Source organism: Streptosporangium sp. NPDC050855, from assembly GCF_044456585.1.
Classification (GTDB): domain Bacteria; phylum Actinomycetota; class Actinomycetes; order Streptosporangiales; family Streptosporangiaceae; genus Streptosporangium; species Streptosporangium longisporum.
Map to the genome: position 1 here is coordinate 691,582 of NZ_JBITFY010000001.1, position 18,076 is coordinate 709,657.

The 18,076-nt window shown below is 72.2% G+C and carries 19 protein-coding genes; 14 read left to right on the forward strand and 5 right to left on the reverse strand.

Translation table 11 applies throughout. The annotated features are described in order from the left end of the window. The first annotated feature begins 5 nt into the window (after nucleotides 1-5). From ACIBCT_RS03315 to tsaD, 9 genes are all read left to right on the forward strand, one after another. A complete protein-coding gene (locus ACIBCT_RS03315; protein WP_399185763.1) occupies nucleotides 6-1,496 on the forward strand; it encodes an NAD(P)H-hydrate dehydratase in 1,491 nt (496 codons plus the stop codon). Beyond that, on the forward strand, nucleotides 1,493-2,620 hold the full coding sequence (alr, locus tag ACIBCT_RS03320; protein ID WP_399185764.1) for an alanine racemase: 1,128 nt from the start codon (nucleotides 1,493-1,495) through the stop codon (nucleotides 2,618-2,620). Before ACIBCT_RS03315 ends, alr begins: the two co-directional genes overlap by 4 nt. Before the next feature lie 20 nt (nucleotides 2,621-2,640). Next, nucleotides 2,641-3,750 carry an alpha/beta hydrolase gene (locus tag ACIBCT_RS03325; protein ID WP_399185765.1) on the forward strand — a complete coding sequence of 370 codons (1,110 nt, stop codon included), beginning with the start codon at nucleotides 2,641-2,643 and terminating at the stop codon, nucleotides 3,748-3,750. Nucleotides 3,751-3,859: 109 nt separating this feature from the next. Then, complete coding sequence (gene tsaE / locus ACIBCT_RS03330) at nucleotides 3,860-4,312, forward strand: tRNA (adenosine(37)-N6)-threonylcarbamoyltransferase complex ATPase subunit type 1 TsaE (protein ID WP_399185766.1); 453 nt, start codon at nucleotides 3,860-3,862, stop codon at nucleotides 4,310-4,312. 220 nt (nucleotides 4,313-4,532) lie between these two features. Then, on the forward strand, nucleotides 4,533-5,141 hold the full coding sequence (locus tag ACIBCT_RS03335; protein WP_344889921.1) for a hypothetical protein: 609 nt from the start codon (nucleotides 4,533-4,535) through the stop codon (nucleotides 5,139-5,141). A gap of 6 nt (nucleotides 5,142-5,147) precedes the next feature. After that, entirely contained in the window at nucleotides 5,148-5,702 is a 555-nt protein-coding gene (locus ACIBCT_RS03340) for a class F sortase (protein ID WP_399185767.1), read from the forward strand. 38 nt (nucleotides 5,703-5,740) lie between these two features. Then, nucleotides 5,741-6,505 carry a tRNA (adenosine(37)-N6)-threonylcarbamoyltransferase complex dimerization subunit type 1 TsaB gene (tsaB, locus tag ACIBCT_RS03345; protein WP_399185768.1) on the forward strand — a complete coding sequence of 255 codons (765 nt, stop codon included), beginning with the start codon at nucleotides 5,741-5,743 and terminating at the stop codon, nucleotides 6,503-6,505. Continuing rightward, complete coding sequence (rimI, locus tag ACIBCT_RS03350) at nucleotides 6,502-6,954, forward strand: ribosomal protein S18-alanine N-acetyltransferase (RefSeq protein WP_399185769.1); 453 nt, start codon at nucleotides 6,502-6,504, stop codon at nucleotides 6,952-6,954. The genes tsaB and rimI overlap by 4 nt, the downstream gene beginning before the upstream one ends. Continuing rightward, complete coding sequence (gene tsaD / locus ACIBCT_RS03355) at nucleotides 6,947-7,978, forward strand: tRNA (adenosine(37)-N6)-threonylcarbamoyltransferase complex transferase subunit TsaD (RefSeq protein WP_399185770.1); 1,032 nt, start codon at nucleotides 6,947-6,949, stop codon at nucleotides 7,976-7,978. The genes rimI and tsaD overlap by 8 nt, the downstream gene beginning before the upstream one ends. Before the next feature lie 60 nt (nucleotides 7,979-8,038). On the opposite strand, the gene ACIBCT_RS03360 is transcribed toward tsaD, so the two are convergent. Then, nucleotides 8,039-9,106, reverse strand: coding sequence for an alkene reductase (locus ACIBCT_RS03360; RefSeq protein WP_399185771.1), 1,068 nt, complete (start codon nucleotides 9,104-9,106; stop codon nucleotides 8,039-8,041). A 108-nt stretch (nucleotides 9,107-9,214) separates the two neighbouring features. Here ACIBCT_RS03360 and ACIBCT_RS03365 point away from each other — a divergent pair, with 108 nt between their 5' ends. Further along, nucleotides 9,215-9,817: a MarR family winged helix-turn-helix transcriptional regulator gene (locus ACIBCT_RS03365; protein ID WP_399185772.1), complete on the forward strand. Its 603-nt coding sequence runs from the start codon at nucleotides 9,215-9,217 to the stop codon at nucleotides 9,815-9,817. Nucleotides 9,818-9,930: 113 nt separating this feature from the next. Here the strand turns inward: ACIBCT_RS03365 and ACIBCT_RS03370 are convergent, their stop codons facing one another. Both ACIBCT_RS03370 and ACIBCT_RS03375 read right to left on the reverse strand, forming a co-directional pair. Further along, nucleotides 9,931-11,166: a hypothetical protein gene (locus ACIBCT_RS03370; RefSeq protein WP_399185773.1), complete on the reverse strand. Its 1,236-nt coding sequence runs from the start codon at nucleotides 11,164-11,166 to the stop codon at nucleotides 9,931-9,933. A gap of 240 nt (nucleotides 11,167-11,406) precedes the next feature. Next, complete coding sequence (locus ACIBCT_RS03375) at nucleotides 11,407-12,573, reverse strand: methyltransferase domain-containing protein (protein ID WP_399185774.1); 1,167 nt, start codon at nucleotides 12,571-12,573, stop codon at nucleotides 11,407-11,409. A gap of 243 nt (nucleotides 12,574-12,816) precedes the next feature. On the opposite strand from ACIBCT_RS03375, the gene groES reads away from it, so the two are divergent. From groES to ACIBCT_RS03395, 4 genes are all read left to right on the forward strand, one after another. After that, the gene (gene groES, locus ACIBCT_RS03380) at nucleotides 12,817-13,128 is read left to right on the forward strand and encodes a co-chaperone GroES (RefSeq protein ID WP_399185775.1); all 312 of its coding nucleotides are present in this window, start codon (nucleotides 12,817-12,819) and stop codon (nucleotides 13,126-13,128) included. Between the two features lie 92 nt (nucleotides 13,129-13,220). Continuing rightward, on the forward strand, nucleotides 13,221-14,843 hold the full coding sequence (gene groL, locus ACIBCT_RS03385; protein ID WP_399185776.1) for a chaperonin GroEL: 1,623 nt from the start codon (nucleotides 13,221-13,223) through the stop codon (nucleotides 14,841-14,843). Nucleotides 14,844-15,177: 334 nt separating this feature from the next. Beyond that, entirely contained in the window at nucleotides 15,178-15,816 is a 639-nt protein-coding gene (locus ACIBCT_RS03390; protein ID WP_344889898.1) for a sigma-70 family RNA polymerase sigma factor, read from the forward strand. Between the two features lie 142 nt (nucleotides 15,817-15,958). After that, nucleotides 15,959-16,111: a hypothetical protein gene (locus ACIBCT_RS03395; RefSeq protein WP_399185777.1), complete on the forward strand. Its 153-nt coding sequence runs from the start codon at nucleotides 15,959-15,961 to the stop codon at nucleotides 16,109-16,111. Here ACIBCT_RS03395 and ACIBCT_RS03400 read toward each other — a convergent pair. After that, nucleotides 16,072-16,449 (reverse strand): DUF5319 family protein, encoded by a 378-nt coding sequence (locus ACIBCT_RS03400; protein WP_344889895.1) that lies wholly within the window; start codon nucleotides 16,447-16,449, stop codon nucleotides 16,072-16,074. The two genes, ACIBCT_RS03395 and ACIBCT_RS03400, sit on opposite strands and share 40 nt — an antisense overlap. A gap of 247 nt (nucleotides 16,450-16,696) precedes the next feature. Beyond that, entirely contained in the window at nucleotides 16,697-17,713 is a 1,017-nt protein-coding gene (locus ACIBCT_RS03405; RefSeq protein WP_399185778.1) for a response regulator transcription factor, read from the reverse strand. Nucleotides 17,714-18,076 lie beyond the last annotated feature (363 nt).

Here is an 18,076-nt window from a genome sequence, read left to right on the forward strand (position 1 = left end):
GTGGAATGCGGACCGCGTACACCTCCGACCAGATCAAGGCTGCCGAAGCCGCGCTGATGGCGACCCTGCCCGAGGGGGCCCTGATGGAGAGGGCGGCCACCGGGCTTGCGGTGGTCTGCGCCAGGATGCTCGGCGGCGTGTACGGCTCCCGCGTCGCGTTGCTGGTCGGCGGCGGCGACAACGGCGGGGACGCCCTGTACGCCGGGGCGCGCCTGGCCGCCCGGGGCGCCCGGGTCGAGGCGATCGCGGCCGGCACGCGCGTCCACACGGGCGGGCTGGAGGCCCTGCGCCGCGCGGGCGGCCGGGTCGTCGACCCCGAGGGCGCGGCCGCCCGCGCGGTGCTCGGCGCGGCGGACCTGATCGTGGACGGGATGGTCGGCATCGGCGGGAGCGGGGCGCTGCGGGAGCCGTACGCGACCCTCGCCCGGCTGGCGGCCGAGGCGCCCGGCGAGGTCCTCGCGGTGGACGTGCCCAGCGGGGTGGACGCGAGCAGCGGCCAGGTGGAGGGCGCCGCGGTCCAGGCCGACGCCACCGTCACCTTCGGCGCCTGGAAGACCGGGCTGCTCGTCGACCCCGGCCGCGGGTACGCGGGCCGCACCGAGCTCGTCGACATCGGCCTCGGCCCCCACCTGCCCGACCCCGGCGTGATCGCGCCGCAGGACGCCGACGTGGCGGCCCTGCTGCCCAGGCCCGGCGCGACCTCCGACAAGTACCGCCGGGGCGTCGTCGGGATCGCGGCAGGCAGCGAGCGCTACACCGGCGCCGCGGTGCTGGCCGTGGGCGGGGCGCTGCGGGGCGGGGTGGGCCTGGTCCGCTACGCCGGGACCGCCGAGCCGGTGGCCCAGGTACGGGCCCGCTGGCCCGAGGCCGTGATCACCACCCTGGCGCCCGGCGAGGGCGTGGAGCGGGTCGGCCGGGTGCAGGCCTGGGTGCTCGGCCCGGGGCTCGGCACCGGCGAGGAGGCGCACGCCGTGGCCCGCTCGGTGCTGGCGAGCGACGTGCCGGTGCTCGTCGACGCCGACGGCCTGACGCTGCTGGCCGCCGACCGGTCGCTGCTCCACCGCGCCGCGCCCGTGCTGCTCACCCCGCACGCGGGCGAGCTGTCCCGCCTGACGGACGTGCCGCGCGACCGGATCGAGGCGCGGCGCCTGGAGAACGTACGGCAGGCCGCGGCGGAACTGGGCGTGACCGTGCTGCTCAAGGGCTCCACCACGCTCGTCGTCCAGGAGGGGCGTCCGGTCGTCGTCAACCCCACCGGCAGCCCCTGGCTGGCCACCGGCGGCACCGGGGACGTGCTGTCCGGCCTGACGGGTGCCCTGCTGGCCGCCGGCCTGGACACCTACGACGCGGCCTCGGCCGGCGCCTACCTGCACGGGATCGCCGGGCGCAACGGCCCGCTGTCCGCCTGGGACGTGGCCCAGGCCCTGCCGGAGGCGGCCCGTGGCCTGGTCAACGGGCCTCGGAGGGGTGTCCCAGCTGCCAGACTGGGGCGATGAGCTTCCCGACGACCCCCGCCGAGGCACGGGTGGACCTCTCGGCGATCCGCGAGAACCTGGCGCTGCTCACCGGCCACGCCCCAGGCGCCGAGATGATGGTGGCGGTCAAGGCCGACGCCTACGGGCACGGAATGGTCCCGGTGGCGCGCGCCTGTCTGGAGGGCGGGGCCGGGCGGCTGGGCACCGCCTTCGTCCGCGAGGCCCTGGAGCTGCGGGCCGCCGGTGTCACCGCGCCGATCCTGGCGTGGATCATCCCGCCGGGGGAGCCGCTGGAGGAGGCCGTCGCCGGGGACGTCGAGCTGTCGGCGTCCGGCCCGGCGACGCTCGACGCGATCGCCGGCGCCGCGGCCTCGGCCGGGCGTACGGCCCGGGTGCACCTCAAGGCCGACACCGGCCTGTCCCGCGGCGGCACCACGATCGGGGACTGGCCCGCGCTGCTGGACCGGGCGCTGGCCCGCCGGGCCGAGGGCACGATCGAGATCGTCGGGCTCTGGTCCCACTTCGCCTGCGCGGACATACCGGGACACCCGTCCGTGGCCGACCAGATCACCGTCTTCGACGAGGCGCTGGGCATCGCGGAGAAGGCCGGGCTCGGCGGGTCGCACGTGATCAGGCACATCGCCAACTCGGCGGCGCTGCTGACGCTTCCGCACGCCCGCTACGACATGGTCCGCTCCGGGATCGCGGTCTACGGGCTGAGCCCGGTGCCCTCGATGGGAGACTTCGGGCTCCGTCCGGCGATGACGCTGGTGGCGCGGGCCGCATTGGTGAAACGGGTGCCCGCCGGGTCCGGTGTGTCCTATGGACACCTCTATGTCACAGATCGGGAAACCACGCTTGGCCTGGTTCCGCTCGGGTATGCGGACGGCGTCCTGCGGCACGCCACCAACCGGGCGGAGGTGCTGGCGGGTGGCCGCAGGCGGCGGATCGCCGGCCGGGTCTGCATGGACCAGTTCATGATCGATGTGGGAGACGATCCGCTGGCGGAGGGCGACGAGGTGATCCTGTTCGGTGACGGCTCACGCGGCGAGCCGACCGCCCAGGAATGGGCGGATTCCCTTGGCACGATCACGCATGAGATCGTGACCGGGATCGGATCGCGGGTCCCGCGCGTTCACCGGTGAAGGGCATCTCAGGGGGGCTCATGAGTACTACCAGACGGCGCAGGGCCGGGGTCGCGGGTGCGATCGTCGGTGCGGCGTCCGCCGGAGTGGCCGCCGCGGCCCTCGCCAAGCGGTACGCCGTCGGCCGCATCAGGCTCCGCCCCGACCTGGAGGCGAGCGAGCCCCTCGGAGAGCTGCGCGGCCGCCCCGTCACGGTCACCGCCTCCGACGGCGTCCACCTGTACGCCGAGGTGGACGGCCGCGAGGACGCCCCGCTGACCGTGGTCTTCTGCCACGGCTACACGCTCAACCTCGACTCCTGGCACTACCAGCGGCGCGACCTGCGCGACTCCTACCGCCTGGTGCTGTGGGACCAGCGCTCCCACGGGCGCTCGCCGCGCATCCCGACCGAGGACAGCTCGATCGACCGGCTCGGCGAGGACCTGGCCGAGGTCATCGAGACGCTGGTGCCCGGCCCGTGCGTGCTCGTCGGCCACTCCATGGGCGGTATGACGATCATGGCGCTGGCCGACCGGCACCCCGGGTGGTTCGGCGACCGGATCAAGGGCGTCGCGCTGATCTCCACCTCGCCCGGCAGGCTCGGCGAGATCTCCCTGGGCCTGCCCGCGCTGGTGGCGAAGGCGGTGCACATGGTCACGCCGAGCGCGGTGTCGATCCTGCGGCGCGGCGGCACGCTGGTCGACAAGAGCCGCCAGGTCGGCAACGACGTGGCCTTCCTGGCCCTGCGCCACCTGGGGTTCGCCGACTCCAAAAACGTCAGCCCCACGCTCGTCGACTTCGTGGAGTCGATGATCCGCTCCACCCCGTTCGAGGTGATCGCCGAGTTCTACCCGGCGCTGGTGTCGCACGACAAGATGAACGCGCTCGGTGTGCTGAACGGCGTCTGCACCGCCATCATGGTCGGTGACGAGGACTGGCTGACACCGGTCGAGCACAGCAGGGAGATGGCCAAGGCCCTGCCGGAGGCCCGCTTCACCGAGGTCCCCGGCAGCTCGCACCTGGTCCAGCTGGAACGGCCGACCGCCGTCAACGACGCGCTGCGCGACCTGCTCAAGCGGGCCGCGGCCGACGGGGGCGCGGAGGCGGGCGGCACCGGCGCGAGCGGCGACGGCGTCGCCGCGGACGGCTGAGACCGGCCGGGACCGGCTGAGGTCGGTCAGGGCCGGCCGGGACCGGTGGGGACAGGGCTCCGGGCCCGCGCGGGCCGGGCCACAGAGATCGACAGGAGTGACGAGGCACGTGAGAGACGTGGCGACCGCCGAGGAGATGCGGGAGCTGGGCGAGGAACTGGCGGCCCTGCTGCGGCCGGGGGACCTGGCCGTGCTGTCCGGCCCGCTGGGCGCGGGCAAGACGACCCTGGTGCAGGGGATCGCCGCCGGGCTCGAGGTGCGCGGCCCGATCACCTCGCCGACCTTCGTGATCGCCCGGGTGCACCCCTCGCTCTCGGACGGCCCGGCCCTGGTCCACGTCGACGCCTACCGCCTCGGCGGTGACCTGGAGGTCGACGACCTGGACCTGGACGCCTCGCTGGAGGAGTCGGTGACCGTGGTCGAGTGGGGGGAGGGTCTGGTGGAGGGGCTGGCCGAGGACCGGCTGGAGATCGTCATCGCCCGGGGCGCCGCCGAGGACGCGGGCGAGGGCCGCACCGTCGCGCTCCGCGGCGTCGGGGCCCGCTGGGAGGGCGTCCTCTGAATCCCCTACGGGGACGGGGAAATCCTGGCACGCTGGCACTACTCCCCATTGGTCTAGATCGTCTGGCGTGATGATCGACTGTTGCGGGTTTGCCCATGTTTAATGGGGAACAGGTGGGTCATCGTGCCGGGCGAGGGTCGTCGGCCGGAGGGCGAAACGGAGTTCGACGGTGCCAAGCGTCAAGCGTGTCGCGGTTGCAGGAGCCATCGTCATTTTCGGGATGACCGGATGCACGGCCGAGGCCACCTCGGGGGGCAGCCCGACGGGCACGCCCACCCCGACCCAGCCCGATTTCGGCATCAGCCGGCAGGACATCGAGGTCCAGCTCCAGCCGGCCCGCGCCAGGGCCGGGCAGAAGGTGTGGATCCTGGCGAACTGCCCGATCCCGCAGGGAGGGCCCGAGCACCGCGGCACCGCCTCCTCCCGGATCTTCCGCACCCCGGTGACCCTCGACCCGATCCTCGCCACGCCGACCCCGGACCCCGCGGCCACCGCGACCCCGACGCCGCGCCCCTGGGTCCGCGGCCAGGCGACCGTCGCCGCGGGCACCGCGGTGGGCGTCTACGAGATCAACGCCAGGTGCGAGGGGACCAACGACACCGGCACCACCAACCTGCGGATCGTGGCCGCCACCGAGCCGAGCTCCACGCCCACCTCCAGGCCGACCAGGACGATCATCAGCACCGAGGGGCCGGGCACCGGTGGCGGCGGCACCGCGGCCGGCGGGCCCGCGGACCCGGGCGCGCCGATCGGCACGGCCGGGGTGCTGCTCGCCGTGGCCCTGGCGGGCGGTATCGGCATCGCGGTCGTGCGTCGCCGCCGCTCGTAGTCCGCGATGGCCGATTCCACCCGCTGGTCCAGGATCGTCCTGGCCGGTGTCATCACCGGGATCGTCATGGTCGCGATCAACGGCAGGGGCGGGGACGAGGAGAAGCCGCCCGCCCGCGCCTCGGTCGTGCCCAGCCGCATCGACATCCCGTCCCTGGGGATCAAGGCGCCCCTGATGAAGCTCGGCGTGGACGACGGCCGGGTCGAGCTGCCGCCGTACGAGAAGCCGAACGTCGCGGGCTGGGTCAAGGACAGCGTGGTCCCCGGTGACAAGGGGCCCGCGGTGATCCTGGGACACGTGGACACCAGGACCTCGCCCGCGGTCTTCTACCGGCTCAAGGACATGCGGCAGGGGCAGGTCATCAAGGTGGTGCGCAGCGACGGCAAGGTCGCCCAGTACCGGGTGGACACGATCGAGCAGATCAGCAAGAACCGGTTCCCGGCCGACAAGGTCTACCTCGAGGACGGCCTGAGGCTCATCACCTGCGGCGGGACCTTCGACCGGGACGAGAACGAGTACCGGGACAATCTGATCGTCTACGCCACCCTGGTCGAGACCTGAGACGTGAGCTCTCGCGGGACGGACTAGGCTAACTGTCCGTGCTGGTCCTGGCCTTTGACACCGCCACCCCCGCCGTCACCGCAGCGCTGCACGACGGTGAGAGGGTCCTCGCCGAGTCGACCACGGTCGACGCGCGCCGCCACGGCGAGTTGCTCGTGCCCACGATCGAGACGGTCCTGCGGGAGGCCGGAGTCTCCCTCGGCGACGTCACCGCCGTCGTCGCGGGCTCCGGGCCCGGTCCCTACACCGGCCTGCGGGTCGGCCTGGTGACCGCCCAGGCCCTCGCGACGTCCCTGGGCGTCCCGGCGTACGGCGTGTGCACCCTCGACGCGCTGGCCTACGGCAGCGGCCTGGACGGGCCGTTCCTGGTGGCCACCGACGCGCGGCGCAAGGAGGTGTTCTGGGGCCGTTACGCCGACGCGCGCACCCGGCTGTCCGGGCCCTCGGTGGACCGGCCCCAGGACCTGCCGGGGGATCTCCCGCTGGTCGGCGCGGGCGCGCGGATGTACGCCGAGGTCCTCGGCGACACCCGGCTGGCGGACGCGCCGGAGTACCCCTACGCGGGCGCGCTGGCCGCGCTGGCCGCCGCCGCGCTCGGCGAGCGTGGGCTCGGCGAGCGGGGCACCGGTCACTCCTGGGACACCGACGAGGCCCGGCGCGCCGACGGGGCCCCGGGGGAGACCGCGGCCGCCGGTGAGGCCGAGGGGGCCGGTGCCCGTTCGGTGCTGGGCCCGCCCCTGCCGATCTACCTGCGCCGTCCCGACGCCCGGGTGCCGTCGGCGCCCAAGAAGGTCTCCACGTGACCCCGGTGCTGCGCCGGATGACCGCCGACGACCTGCCCGCGGTCATGGAGATCGAGCGGACCGTCTTCCCGGACGACGCCTGGAGCGAGGGCATGTTCCGCGGCGAGCTCGACGACCAGCCGAGGACCAGGCACTACCTGGTGGCCCTGGTCGACGACGTGATCGTCGGCTACGCCGGGCTGGCCGCGGCGGGCGACCAGGCCGACGTCCAGACCATCGCCGTCCTGGCCGAACGGCGCCGGAGCGGTGTCGGCGGCGCCCTGCTGACCGAGCTGCTGGCCGAGGCCGCGCGCCGGGACGCCGTCTCGGTCTTCCTGGAGGTACGGGCGGACAACCCGGACGCGCAGGCGGTCTACCACAGGTTCGGGTTCGAGCGGATCGGCCTGCGCCGCCGTTACTACGAGGACGGCACCGACGCGATCATGATGAGGAAGGATCTCCATGAGTGACGAACCGGTGGTCCTGGGCATCGAGACCTCCTGCGACGAGACGGGCGTGGGCATCGTCCGGGGGCACACCATGCTGGCCAACGCCATCGCCTCCAGCGTCGAGCAGCACGCCCGCTTCGGTGGGGTGGTGCCCGAGGTCGCCTCCAGGGCCCACCTGGAGGCGATGACCCCGACCGTGGAGCGGGCCCTGGAGAAGGCCGGGCTGCGCCTGACCGACGTCGACGCCATCGCGGTCACGGCCGGGCCCGGCCTGTCCGGGGCGCTGCTGGTGGGCGTCGCCGCCGCCAAGGCGTACTCGCTGGGCCTGGGCGTGCCGCTGTACGGGGTCAACCATCTGGCCGCCCACGTCGCGGTGGACCAGCTGGAGCACGGGGCCCTGCCCAAGCCGTGCGTCGCCCTGCTGGTCTCGGGCGGGCACTCGTCCCTGCTGCTGGTGCCCGACGTCGCCAAGGAGATCGTCCCGCTGGGCTCCACGGTGGACGACGCCGCGGGCGAGGCGTTCGACAAGGTGGCCAGGGTGCTCGGCCTGCCGTTCCCGGGGGGCCCGCACATCGACCGGGCGGCCCGCGAGGGCTCCGGGACCGCCGTCGCCTTCCCCCGCGGCAAGTACGAGGACGGGACGCTCGACTTCTCCTTCTCCGGCCTGAAGACCGCGGTGGCCCGGTGGGTGGAGGCCAGGCAGAAGGCGGGCGAGACGGTTCACGTGCCCGACGTGGCGGCCTCGTTCCAGGAGGCGGTGGTGGACGTGCTGACCCGCAAGGCCCTGCGGGCGTGCGCCGAGCACGGCGTCCAGGACCTGCTGATCGGGGGCGGGGTCGCGGCCAACTCCCGGCTGCGCGCGCTGGCGCAGGAGCGCTGCGACGCGGCCGGTGTCCGGCTGCGGGTCCCCAGCCCCGGGCTGTGCACCGACAACGGGGCCATGGTGGCCGCCCTGGGCTCGGACCTGGTGTCGGCGGGCATCACGCCGTCCCCGCTGGACATCCCCGCCGACTCCTCGCTGCCCGTCACCACCGTCCACGTGTGACCCCCGGGCGCCTCGTGGCTTCCCGAGTGTTCCCGCACGCCCCCGTGCGGTCGGCCGGTCTCAGGCCGACGCCGGGTGCAGGGACAGCACCGGGTAGTCGGTGTAGCCCCGGTGGTCGCCGCCGAAGGCCGTGGCGAAGTCGGCCTGGCTGAGCTCGGCGCCGAGCCGCAGCCGGAGCGGCAGGTCGGGGTTGGCCAGGAACGAGGCGCCCAGCGAGACCAGGTCGGCGCCGCGCTCCAGGGAGTGCGCGACCCTGGCGGACGGGTCGCCGATCGCGGGGGTGTTGAGGACCAAGGCGTTCGGCCACGCCTTGCGGATCTCCTGCTCGAGGTCGTCGGAGGCGCCCGCCACCAGGTGCAGGTAGACGAGGTCGAGCGCGGCCAGCTCGTTCACCAGCGCCGGGTAGACCTCGTGCATGTCCTCCTCGACCAGGTCGCCCATGCCGTTGCCGGGCGAGAGCCGGATGCCGACCCTGGAGGCGCCGATCCGGTCGACGACCGCCCGCGCGGTCTCCACGGCGAAGCGGATCCTGTCGTCCACCGACGACCGGCCGAAGCGGTCCTCGCGCAGGTTGGCGTTCTGTGACAGGAACTGGTGGATGAGGTAGCCGTTGGCGCCGTGCAGCTCGACCCCGTCGAAACCGGCCTCGATCGCGCGGGCGGCGGCGTCCGCGAAGTCCTGGACGGTCGCCTCGACCTCGGCGGTGGTCAGCTCGATCGGCGTGAGGTGGTCCTGCATGCCCGCGGGCGTGAAGATCTGCCCGGCCGGCCGTACGGCGGAGGGGGCGACCGGCACGGCGCCGGTGTTGTCGGGGTGGCCGATCCGGCCGGCGTGCATGATCTGGGCGAAGATCCGCCCGCCCGCCGCGTGCACGGCGTCGGTGACCTCACGCCACCCGGCCACCTGCTCGTCGGTGTGCAGGCCGGGGGTGTTCATGTAGCCCTTGCCGGCATGGCTGGGCTGCACCCCCTCGGTGACGATCAGGCCCGCGGAGGCCCGCTGGGCGTAGTAGAGGGCGGTCAGCGAGGACGGGATGCCGTCGACGTAGGCCCGCGAGCGGGTCATGGGGGCCATCACCAGGCGGTTGGGGAGGGTGATGTCGCCGAGCGTGAACGATGAGAAAGGCATGACGTTTCCCTTCTTGGCTGACCAACTTGGCCAGCCAAGGATTATTTGTACAACTTGGTCGGCCAACATGCAAGCGGTAGTCTCGACAGGGACGGAAAGGACCCGGACATGGCGGAGACGCGGATCGAGACGGTGTACGAGGCGGACGGAAGCTGCGACGGCACGAGCGGAGGCTGCGGTGAGTACGAGGAGAGCCTCAACTGCCTGATGGTCGTCGCCGGCCGTGACCACCGTGCCCTGCTCGCGAACCTCCTCGCGGAGATCGACCTGTACCCCGGTCAGGAACGCGTGCTGGGCGCGCTGGGGGACCACGGTCCCCAGTCGCAGAACGCGCTGGCCAGGATCGTCGGCGTCGACGTGTCCACCATGACCAAGACGCTCCAGCGCCTGGAGCGCAGCGGGTTCGTCAGCCGCAGTCCCTGCCCGGCCAACCGGCGGATCAGCATGGTCGAGATCACACCCGCCGGGCGCGCGCTCCTTCCCGAGGTGGACCGGGTCATGGCCGAGCTGCAGCACCGGATGACCCGGGGGCTGACGGACGAGCAGGTCGAGGAGCTGTCGGCCCTGCTCAAGGTGGTCAAGGGGAACCTCTGCCGCGAGACGTACCCTCCGGGAGGGCAGGTCGCGGGCGCCCCGAGCACCCCGGGCACCCCGGCTGAGAGGATCCCGGCGACCGCGCGGATCGAGCCCGTGCGCACCGGGACCGCATAAGCCGGGACCGCATAAGCCGGGACCGCACGGACCGGAACCGCACGGACCGGAACCGCACGGACCGGGATCACACGGGGATCGCACAGACCGGGCCCGCGCGGTCCGGGGCCCGGTCAGCCCTTGTCGGGCCTGGCCGGACGCAGTAAAGCCTCCGCGAGCGCCAGCATGGTCTCCTCCAGGGCGCCCAGGCGGCGGGTCAGGTCGGCGTGCGCGGGCTCCACGGTCTCGCTCAGCGCCTGGGTGAGCTGCTCGCGGTCGGGCCGGGCGCGGACCATCTCGGCCAGCGGGGCCAGCGCGGCCTCGGCCCGCCGGGCGCGCTCCTCCAGGGTGTCGAAGCGCTCCCGCTGCTCGGTGGCCTGGGCGCCGATGAGCACGTCCAGGCCGAGGATCGCGGGCAGGAAGCCGACCCGCTCGTCCAGGCTCTCCAGGCGCTCGGCCGACTTCTCCGCGTGGCCGTCCAGGGTGGACAGGCGGGAGTCGATGACGTCCATGCGGCCGGTGACCCGTCCCTCGATGTCGTCGAGGCGCTCCTCCAGGGTGTCGAAGCGCCCTCCGGCCGCCGTCCGATGGCCGTCCAGGCGGTCGATGCGGCTCTCGACGGCCGCGGTCCGCTCGTCGATCCTCGGCACGACCAGGTCGACCCTGCCGCTCACCTGGTCGACCTTGGCGTTGACCTGGTCGACCGCGGCCAGCACCCGGTCGGTGGCGGTGCCCAGGGCCTGCTGCAGGCTCGTGGACGCCTCGAGCATGCCCGCCTCGACGCGCCCGGTGCGCTGGGCCAGGTCGGCCAGCGCCCGGTCCAGCCGGCTGAACCGGTGCGCGGCGATGCCCATGTCGGCCTGGAGCCGGGCGAGGTGCTCGGCCAGCCCGCGCACCTGCTCGTCGACGCCCTGGGTGCCGTCCGAGATCGCGCGCAGCCGGGCCAGGGCCTCCTCCACGCCCTCGCCCATGGCGCCCAGGTCGGTCCACAGGCTCGGCAGCTCGCCGACGTCCGAGATCCGGTCGCGCACCGCGTCGACGCGCCGTCCGACGGCGTCGACGTGGTCGCGGACCGCCTCGACGTGCTGGGCCAGGCTCTCGGCCCAGGTGGGCGGGCGGGCGGCGATCTCGTCCAGGCGCCCGTGCACGGATTCGAGGGTGCCGTTCAGCCCGCCGATCTCGCGCTCCCTGACCTCGCGGAGCAGCCACTCCATGCCCTCCAGGCGCTGCCGGATCTCGTCGAGCACGGCGCCCTGGGTCCGCTGCTCGTAGACGTGGTCCTGGGCCGCGCGGGCGAGGAGCTCGCGCATCCGGTCGGAGATGGCGGTCTGGCTGCCCGCCTGGAACAGGGCGTGGTCGGAGTGATCCACCGAGAACTCCTTCACTCGCCGACGGTCGGCCGCGCGGTGGGATGGGGTCGGTCGCTGATGAACGCTGATGAACGCTGACAAATACTGATGAACGCTGACGAATACTGCTGAACGTGGTGAAACCGCGGACGAGGGAGAACTCCCGCCCCGAAACCTTAGCCGGTGGATCAAGGTTTTCCAGCGGCGAGACTAAAAGATGGGAATTGCCGGTTGGCTGGAAGAATTAACTATTTTGGCTGGTCAGCCGGGGCTGCAGACGAAGGCGAACGGCCTCTCGCCGATCCGGGTGAGAATGACCGTGACGGATTCACCGCCGGAGAGCCGGAGGTCTTTCCTGAGCCGGTCGACGTCCACCGCGGAACCGCGTTTCTTGATCGTCACGTTTCCTGCGTCGCGCTCGCGCAGCGCCGCCCGCAACCGCTTGAGCGAGAACGGCAGCGTCTCGTGGACCTCGTACCGGGACGCCCACGGCGTCGTCACCGCGTCGTCGCCGGTGATGTAGGCGATCTGCGCGTCGAGCAGGCGCCCGCCGACCGAGGCGGCGATCTCCGCGACCAGGTGGGCCCGGATCGCCGCGCCGTCCGGCTCGTAGATGTAGCGGCCCACCGGGCCGGTGGGCGGGGCGCCGAGCGCGGGGTCGGGCGTCATCGTGACGCCGGACGGCAGGAGCGTGGCCCGGCGCGGCGTCGTCCCGGCCGGCGCGCCGCACCAGATCACCGCCTCCTTGACGTCGCCGCGCCAGGAGACCCACTCGGCCTCGGCGCCGTCGGGGATGAATTCGTACGGGATGCCGGGGGCGACCTTGAGGCAGGCGGCACCGGCGCGGGCCACCATCTCCAGCACCGCGGGCCAGGGCGGCGAGTACCCCATCGGGTCGAAGGTCCTGCCCCGGGCCGTGCGGCGCGCGGGGTCGGCGAACAGCACGTCGAAGGCGGCCGGGTCCAGGACGGAGGCGTCGGCGGCGCGGACCGAGACCCGCTCGCCCAGTCCCAGCGCGTCCGCGTTGGCCCGCGCCACCGCGGCGGTGAGCGGGTCGGCGTCCACGGCCTCGACCGTGCATCCGGCCCTGGCCAGGGCCAGCAGGTCGCCGCCGATGCCGCAGCAGACGTCGGCGACCCGCGAGCCCGCCGCCAGGCGGCGCGCCCGGTGGTCGGCGACCTCGCGGCGGGTGGCCTGCTCCAGCCCGGCGCGGGTGAAGTACATCAGGTCGGCGTCGGGGCCGAACTTGTCCCTGGCGCGCACCCTGAGCGCGGCCTGGGTGAGCGCGGCCGAGGTCAGGTCCGCGTCGTAGTGCCTCCGGAGGCGGGTCACCGCCGTCACCGGGTCGTCGCCGGCGGTCCCGGCCGCGGCGGCGAGCGCCTCCTGGCCGCGCGGGGTGAGCAGCTCCCGGAATGCGTCGAGATTCACAGCAGCCGACGCTATCGCCTTCCGTCACGGGCCTGATGAGGGGTTTTCCTCCCGGTTCGCCGTCCGCTCCTAGCGCAGAAGGGCGCTTCGTGTTGACTGTCAAGGCCTCCTTGCATACTGTTCCGTATTGGCACTCTCCCCGTGAGAGTGCCAAATCAATGCGACGAGGCAGGTCTGACACCCGCGACGGCAGACCGCTGGTCGCCTCTTCTAGATCGTTCACATCTGAAGGGGAGGTCCGACGTGACGACCGCCACCAAGGTTCCCGTTAAGCCGCTCGGCGACCGCATCGTGGTCCAGCCGCTTGAGGCCGAGCAGACCACCGCTTCCGGTCTGGTCATCCCGGACACCGCCAAGGAGAAGCCGCAGGAGGGCAAGGTCCTCGCGGTGGGTCCCGGCAACTGGGACGACGCCGGCACGAAGCGTGTTCCGCTCGACGTCAACGAGGGCGACGTGGTCCTCTACAGCAAGTACGGCGGCACCGAGGTGAAGTACAGCGGCGAGGAGTACCTGGTGCTCTCCGCCCGCGACGTGCTCGCCATCATCGAGAAGTAGATTTCGCTTCACAAAAAGATGACGTATCGAGCCCCGGGTCGCGACAGCGCCCGGGGCTTTGATGCGCCGACGTACTTATAGAGAGGATTGTCATGCCGAAGATCCTGTCGTTCGAGGAGGACGCGCGCCGAGCTCTCGAGCGCGGCGTGAACGCTCTCGCGGACGCGGTCAAGGTGACGCTGGGCCCGCGTGGTCGCAACGTCGTCATCGACAAGAAGTTCGGTGCGCCCACCATCACCAACGACGGTGTCACCATCGCCCGTGAGGTCGAGCTGGAGGCGCCGTACGAGAACCTCGGCGCGCAGCTGGCCAAGGAGGTGGCGACCAAGACCAACGACGTCGCCGGTGACGGCACCACCACCGCGACCGTCCTGGCCCAGGCCATGGTCCGCGAGGGCCTGCGCAACGTGGCCGCCGGCGCCCAGCCGCTCTCCCTCAAGCGCGGCATCGACATCGCCGCCAAGACCGTCAGCGACAGGCTCATCGAGTCCGCCCGCCCGGTCGAGGACAAGAAGGAGATCGCGCACGTCGCGACGATCTCCGCGCAGGACGCCAAGATCGGCGAGCTGATCGCCGAGGCGTTCGACAAGGTGGGCAAGGACGGTGTGATCACCGTCGAAGAGTCCAACACCATGGGCCTGGAGCTGGAGTTCACCGAGGGCCTGCAGTTCGACAAGGGTTACCTGTCGCCCTACATGGTGACCGACCAGGAGCGCATGGAGGCGGTCCTGGAGGACCCCTACATCCTGATCACCCAGGGCAAGATCTCCTCGGTCGCCGACTTCCTGCCGCTGCTCGAGAAGATCGCGCAGACCAAGAAGGCCCTGCTGGTCATCGCCGAGGACGTCGAGGGCGAGGCCCTGGCCGTCCTGGTGACGAACAAGATCCGCGGCACCTTCACCTCGGTCGCGGTCAAGGCGCCCGGCTTCGGTGACCGCCGCAAGGCCATGCTGCAGGACATCGCCATCCTCACCGGTGGCCAGGTCGTCAGCGAGGAGATCGGCCTCAAGCTGGAGCACGTCGGCGTCGAGGTGCTGGGCACCGCCCGCCGCGTCGTGATCACCAAGGACTCCACCACCGTCGTCGACGGTGCCGGCGAGGCCACGGCGATCGCCGACCGCGTCAAGGAGATCAAGCTCGCCATCGAGCAGTCCGACTCCGACTGGGACCGCGAGAAGCTCCAGGAGCGTCTGGCCAAGCTCTCCGGCGGTGTCTGCGTGCTCAAGGTCGGCGCGGCCACCGAGGTGGAGCTCAAGGAGAAGAAGCACCGCCTCGAGGACGCGATCTCGGCCACCCGCGCCGCGATCGAGGAGGGCATCGTCTCCGGCGGTGGCTCCGCGCTCATCCACGTCTCCAAGGCCCTCGACGACCTGGGCCTGACCGGGGACGAGGCGACCGGTGTCTCGATCGTCCGCAAGGCGCTCGTCGAGCCGGCCCGCTGGATCGCCGAGAACGCCGGTCTCGAGGGTTACGTGGTGACGGCCAAGGTCACCGAGCTCTCCGCCGGCCAGGGCTTCAACGCCGCCACCGGCGAGTACGGCGACCTGATCGCCCAGGGCGTCATCGACCCGGTCAAGGTCACCCGCTCGGCCGTCCAGAACGCCGCCTCCATCGCCGGCATGCTGCTGACGACCGAGGCCCTCGTGGTGGACAAGCCCGAGGAGGAGGCCCCGGCCGGCGGCGGTCAGGGCCACGGCCACGGTCACGGCCACTGATCGGTACCGCTCCCGCGCGGCCCGCGCCCCCCTCGGGGGACGCGGGCCGTTCGTGTCTCCGCGTCCGGGACCCGCCGGGCTCGCGTGGAGGATGAAGGACGATCGCTTCCGGCGGTGAACCGAAAGCGGTCCCAAAGCGTCATGGCACGTCTTCCGGCGTGGAAGATCCAAAAAACGCTTCTGCTCTATAGAACGCATTCTGGCAATCGAGCGGAATATTCCTACATACCGTAGTCGATAGCGTCGCCCCTTGATTACGCGCGGTTATCACCGCCTCAATGTGACCAATCCGTAGCCGTTTGCCATGACGACAGGCACTATCAGGGCGGGCATCATGCCTAACGTGACCGAGGGATGCGTCGCCGACGCCAAAAATGGGGTGAGGCTTGCGACGAGGTCCGATGGGGTCGCCCACAGGGATGATCTCAAGGATCTGACAAGCCTCGCCGTTCAGGGGGATCGCACCGCGATCGAGGCTCTGATCGCGCAACTGCGGCCGATGGTCGTGCGTTATTGCCGTGGTCGTCTGGGCCGGGTCTCCGGTCAATACCACATCGCGGACGACGTGGCCCAGGAGGTGTGCATCGCGGTGCTGTCCGCGCTGCCCCGCTACCGTGACATGGGCCGCCCTTTCGCGTCCTTCGTCTTCGGCATCGCCTCCCACAAGGTGGCCGACGCGCTGCGCAGCTCGGTGCGTTCGGCCGTGCCCACCCAGGACCTTCCGGACGGCCCCGACGAGGGGCCGGGGCCGGAGGAGACCGTGGTGCGCTACATCGAGGCCGAGCACGCCCGCCGGCTGCTGTCGCGGCTGCCGGACAACCAGCGGGAGCTGCTCATGCTCCGGGTGGTGTCGGGCCTTTCCGCCGAGGAGACCGGTAATGTACTCGGCATGTCACCAGGTGCGGTTCGTGTCGCCCAGCACAGGGCGCTGGCCAGGCTTCGGGCGATGGCGGAGTTGGAGTCGATAGCTTGACCGCGGAGCCGCTGAGCAGGGGCCGCGAGCGGAGACCCGAACCGCGGGACGGGGCTCGCGACGACCCGGAGCGAGAACGATCATGACAACGGTTCACCCGCGACGTCCGGCCCGCAGGTACGGGCCGGACGAGGATCCGGCCGTGACCGAGACCGAGGCGGTCGTCGAGGCACTGTCCCGCAGGACACCGGTCTCCCCCTCGAAGGCCGGAGACGTCGCGGTCGCGCTACTGGCGGCCCTGGCCGACGACGTGGATCAGCGGTGTTCCTCGGTGTCGATCACACCGTCCACGTAACCCCGGGCGTACTCCCAGCTCACGTAGTCGGTGGGGTCGGGCTCGTAGGCGGGCTCATGGACCTGCGGCTGGCCGTTCTCGATCATCTGGCGCAGGTTGCCGCGGAGCAGTTCCCAGTCGAAGTAGTGCTGCTCGCCGCATTCGGGGCAGTCGAGCACCAGGCCGAGCACTCCCTGGGGCTCCAGCAGCGAGCGGAAGACCTCCACGTCGGCGAGGTCGGTCATGGCCTCGTCGCGCTCGTCCGTGGTGAGCGGCTCGGGATCGTCGGGATCGCCCAGCGCCGCCGCCGGGTCGTCGGGGTCATCCGCGAACGGGTCGCGAGGGACATCGTCGAGCACGATCCCACCTTATGGCCTGGATGTGACAGAGAGGCATGGAACTGCACGAGTGCGGCGGTCCCGGGCGAGGCGTATCCCGCCCTGCCGGGGGCGTACGGCGCCTCGGAAGGCGTCCCGGCCCTGCGGAGAGCCGGTCGCCCGAAGGGGCAGGGGCCGTACCCGAAGGCGTCGGAGAAGGCAACCGGAGGCGCCGGGGCCGCGCCCGGAGGCGCGGGAGGTCCCCGGTCGCCGAGGGAGGGCCGCGGTCCTAGGAGAGCCAGCCGCGCCGGGCCGCCTCCACCCCCGCCTGGAAGCGTGACTGCGCGCCCAGCTCGGCCATGGCGTCGGCGAACCGGGCCCGTACCGTGCGGACCGAGACGCCCAGCTGCCGGGCGATCATCTCGTCCGGGACGCCCTGGCCGGCCAGCCGCAGCACCCGGACCACGACGTCGTCGCGGTGGGTCCAGGGCAGCCGGGCCGAGCGTGCCCACAGCTCCCGAAAGAGCGAGCCGAGCGCGGCCACCACGACGGGCGCCCGGAGCAGGTGGAAGTTGTAGGCGTTCTCCGGCAGCGTGCCTCCCCACTGGGGCGGCAGGCCCGCGGCGTCGCCCCCGGCGACCAGGAACCAGCTCGGCACCACGTCCAGGGTGCGCACCTGGGCTCCGGCCCGCTCGAACCGGTCCAGCTTGTCGCGCAGGCCCGGGATCTCCAGCGTGTGGACCGGGATGACGACCCGGCAGGAGAGCAGGCCCGCGTGCTGGGCCCCGATCCACTGGTCGGCGTAGCGGTGCGCGAAGTCGCTCATCATCCGGCCGTCCGGGATGGCCGACAGCAGCGTCAGCGGCGGGGACTGCACGGCCAGGCCGATCACGCTCTCGTAGAACTCGTCGGCCCCGCCGACGGCCTCCACCGGGAACCGGCCGGCCTGGTAGTCGTGCCCCGCGTCGTACTGGTGGATGAAGCCGCGGATCGAGCCGAGCACGCGGTCGATGCCGCGGCTCTCGGCGGCCAGCCGGTCCAGCCTCTCGGCGATCAGGTTCCCCAGGGCGGTGGCCGGGTGCCGGGCGAGGTACTCGCCGCCCTGCTCGGCGACCACGCCCAGCCGTACCAGGGTGGCCAGCTCGCGGGTGATCGGCTCCGACGAGCCGTCGGTGGCCTGGACCAGGTCGTCGCGGGTGGCACGGTGCAGGCGCAGGACCGTGTTGTACAGGCTGGCCTGGGCCGGGGTGAGGCCCAGTGTCTCCAGCGGGTCGGACGGGGCGGACATGGATGTGTCAGTACGCATCAGTGAGGGACTCCTGCAGATGACACGGGGGGTCTGGCGAGGATAGCCCGGTGAATCATCCCTGTCCGGGCGTTGCCTCTACCGGCATGCCGTCGTGTGCAACTTCGTGCAATTGCACGTTTCTACATTGCCTGCAGAACGTATCGTGACGCACTCTTGACGCAGCGTCGGTACCGACACGGATGACGCCGCCATCCGGGTGCGGAGGGGGGTCCGGTGGCGCCAAGGCGCTCCGTGACGGTACCGGTGATCCGGGGGACCGAGCGGGTCACCGACCGCTCGGCCCCCCGACCTTCTCCCTCTCCCGGACGGCCTGTCCCCCCTGACGGCCCGCTTTCCCAGACGGCCCTTCCCGGGACGGCC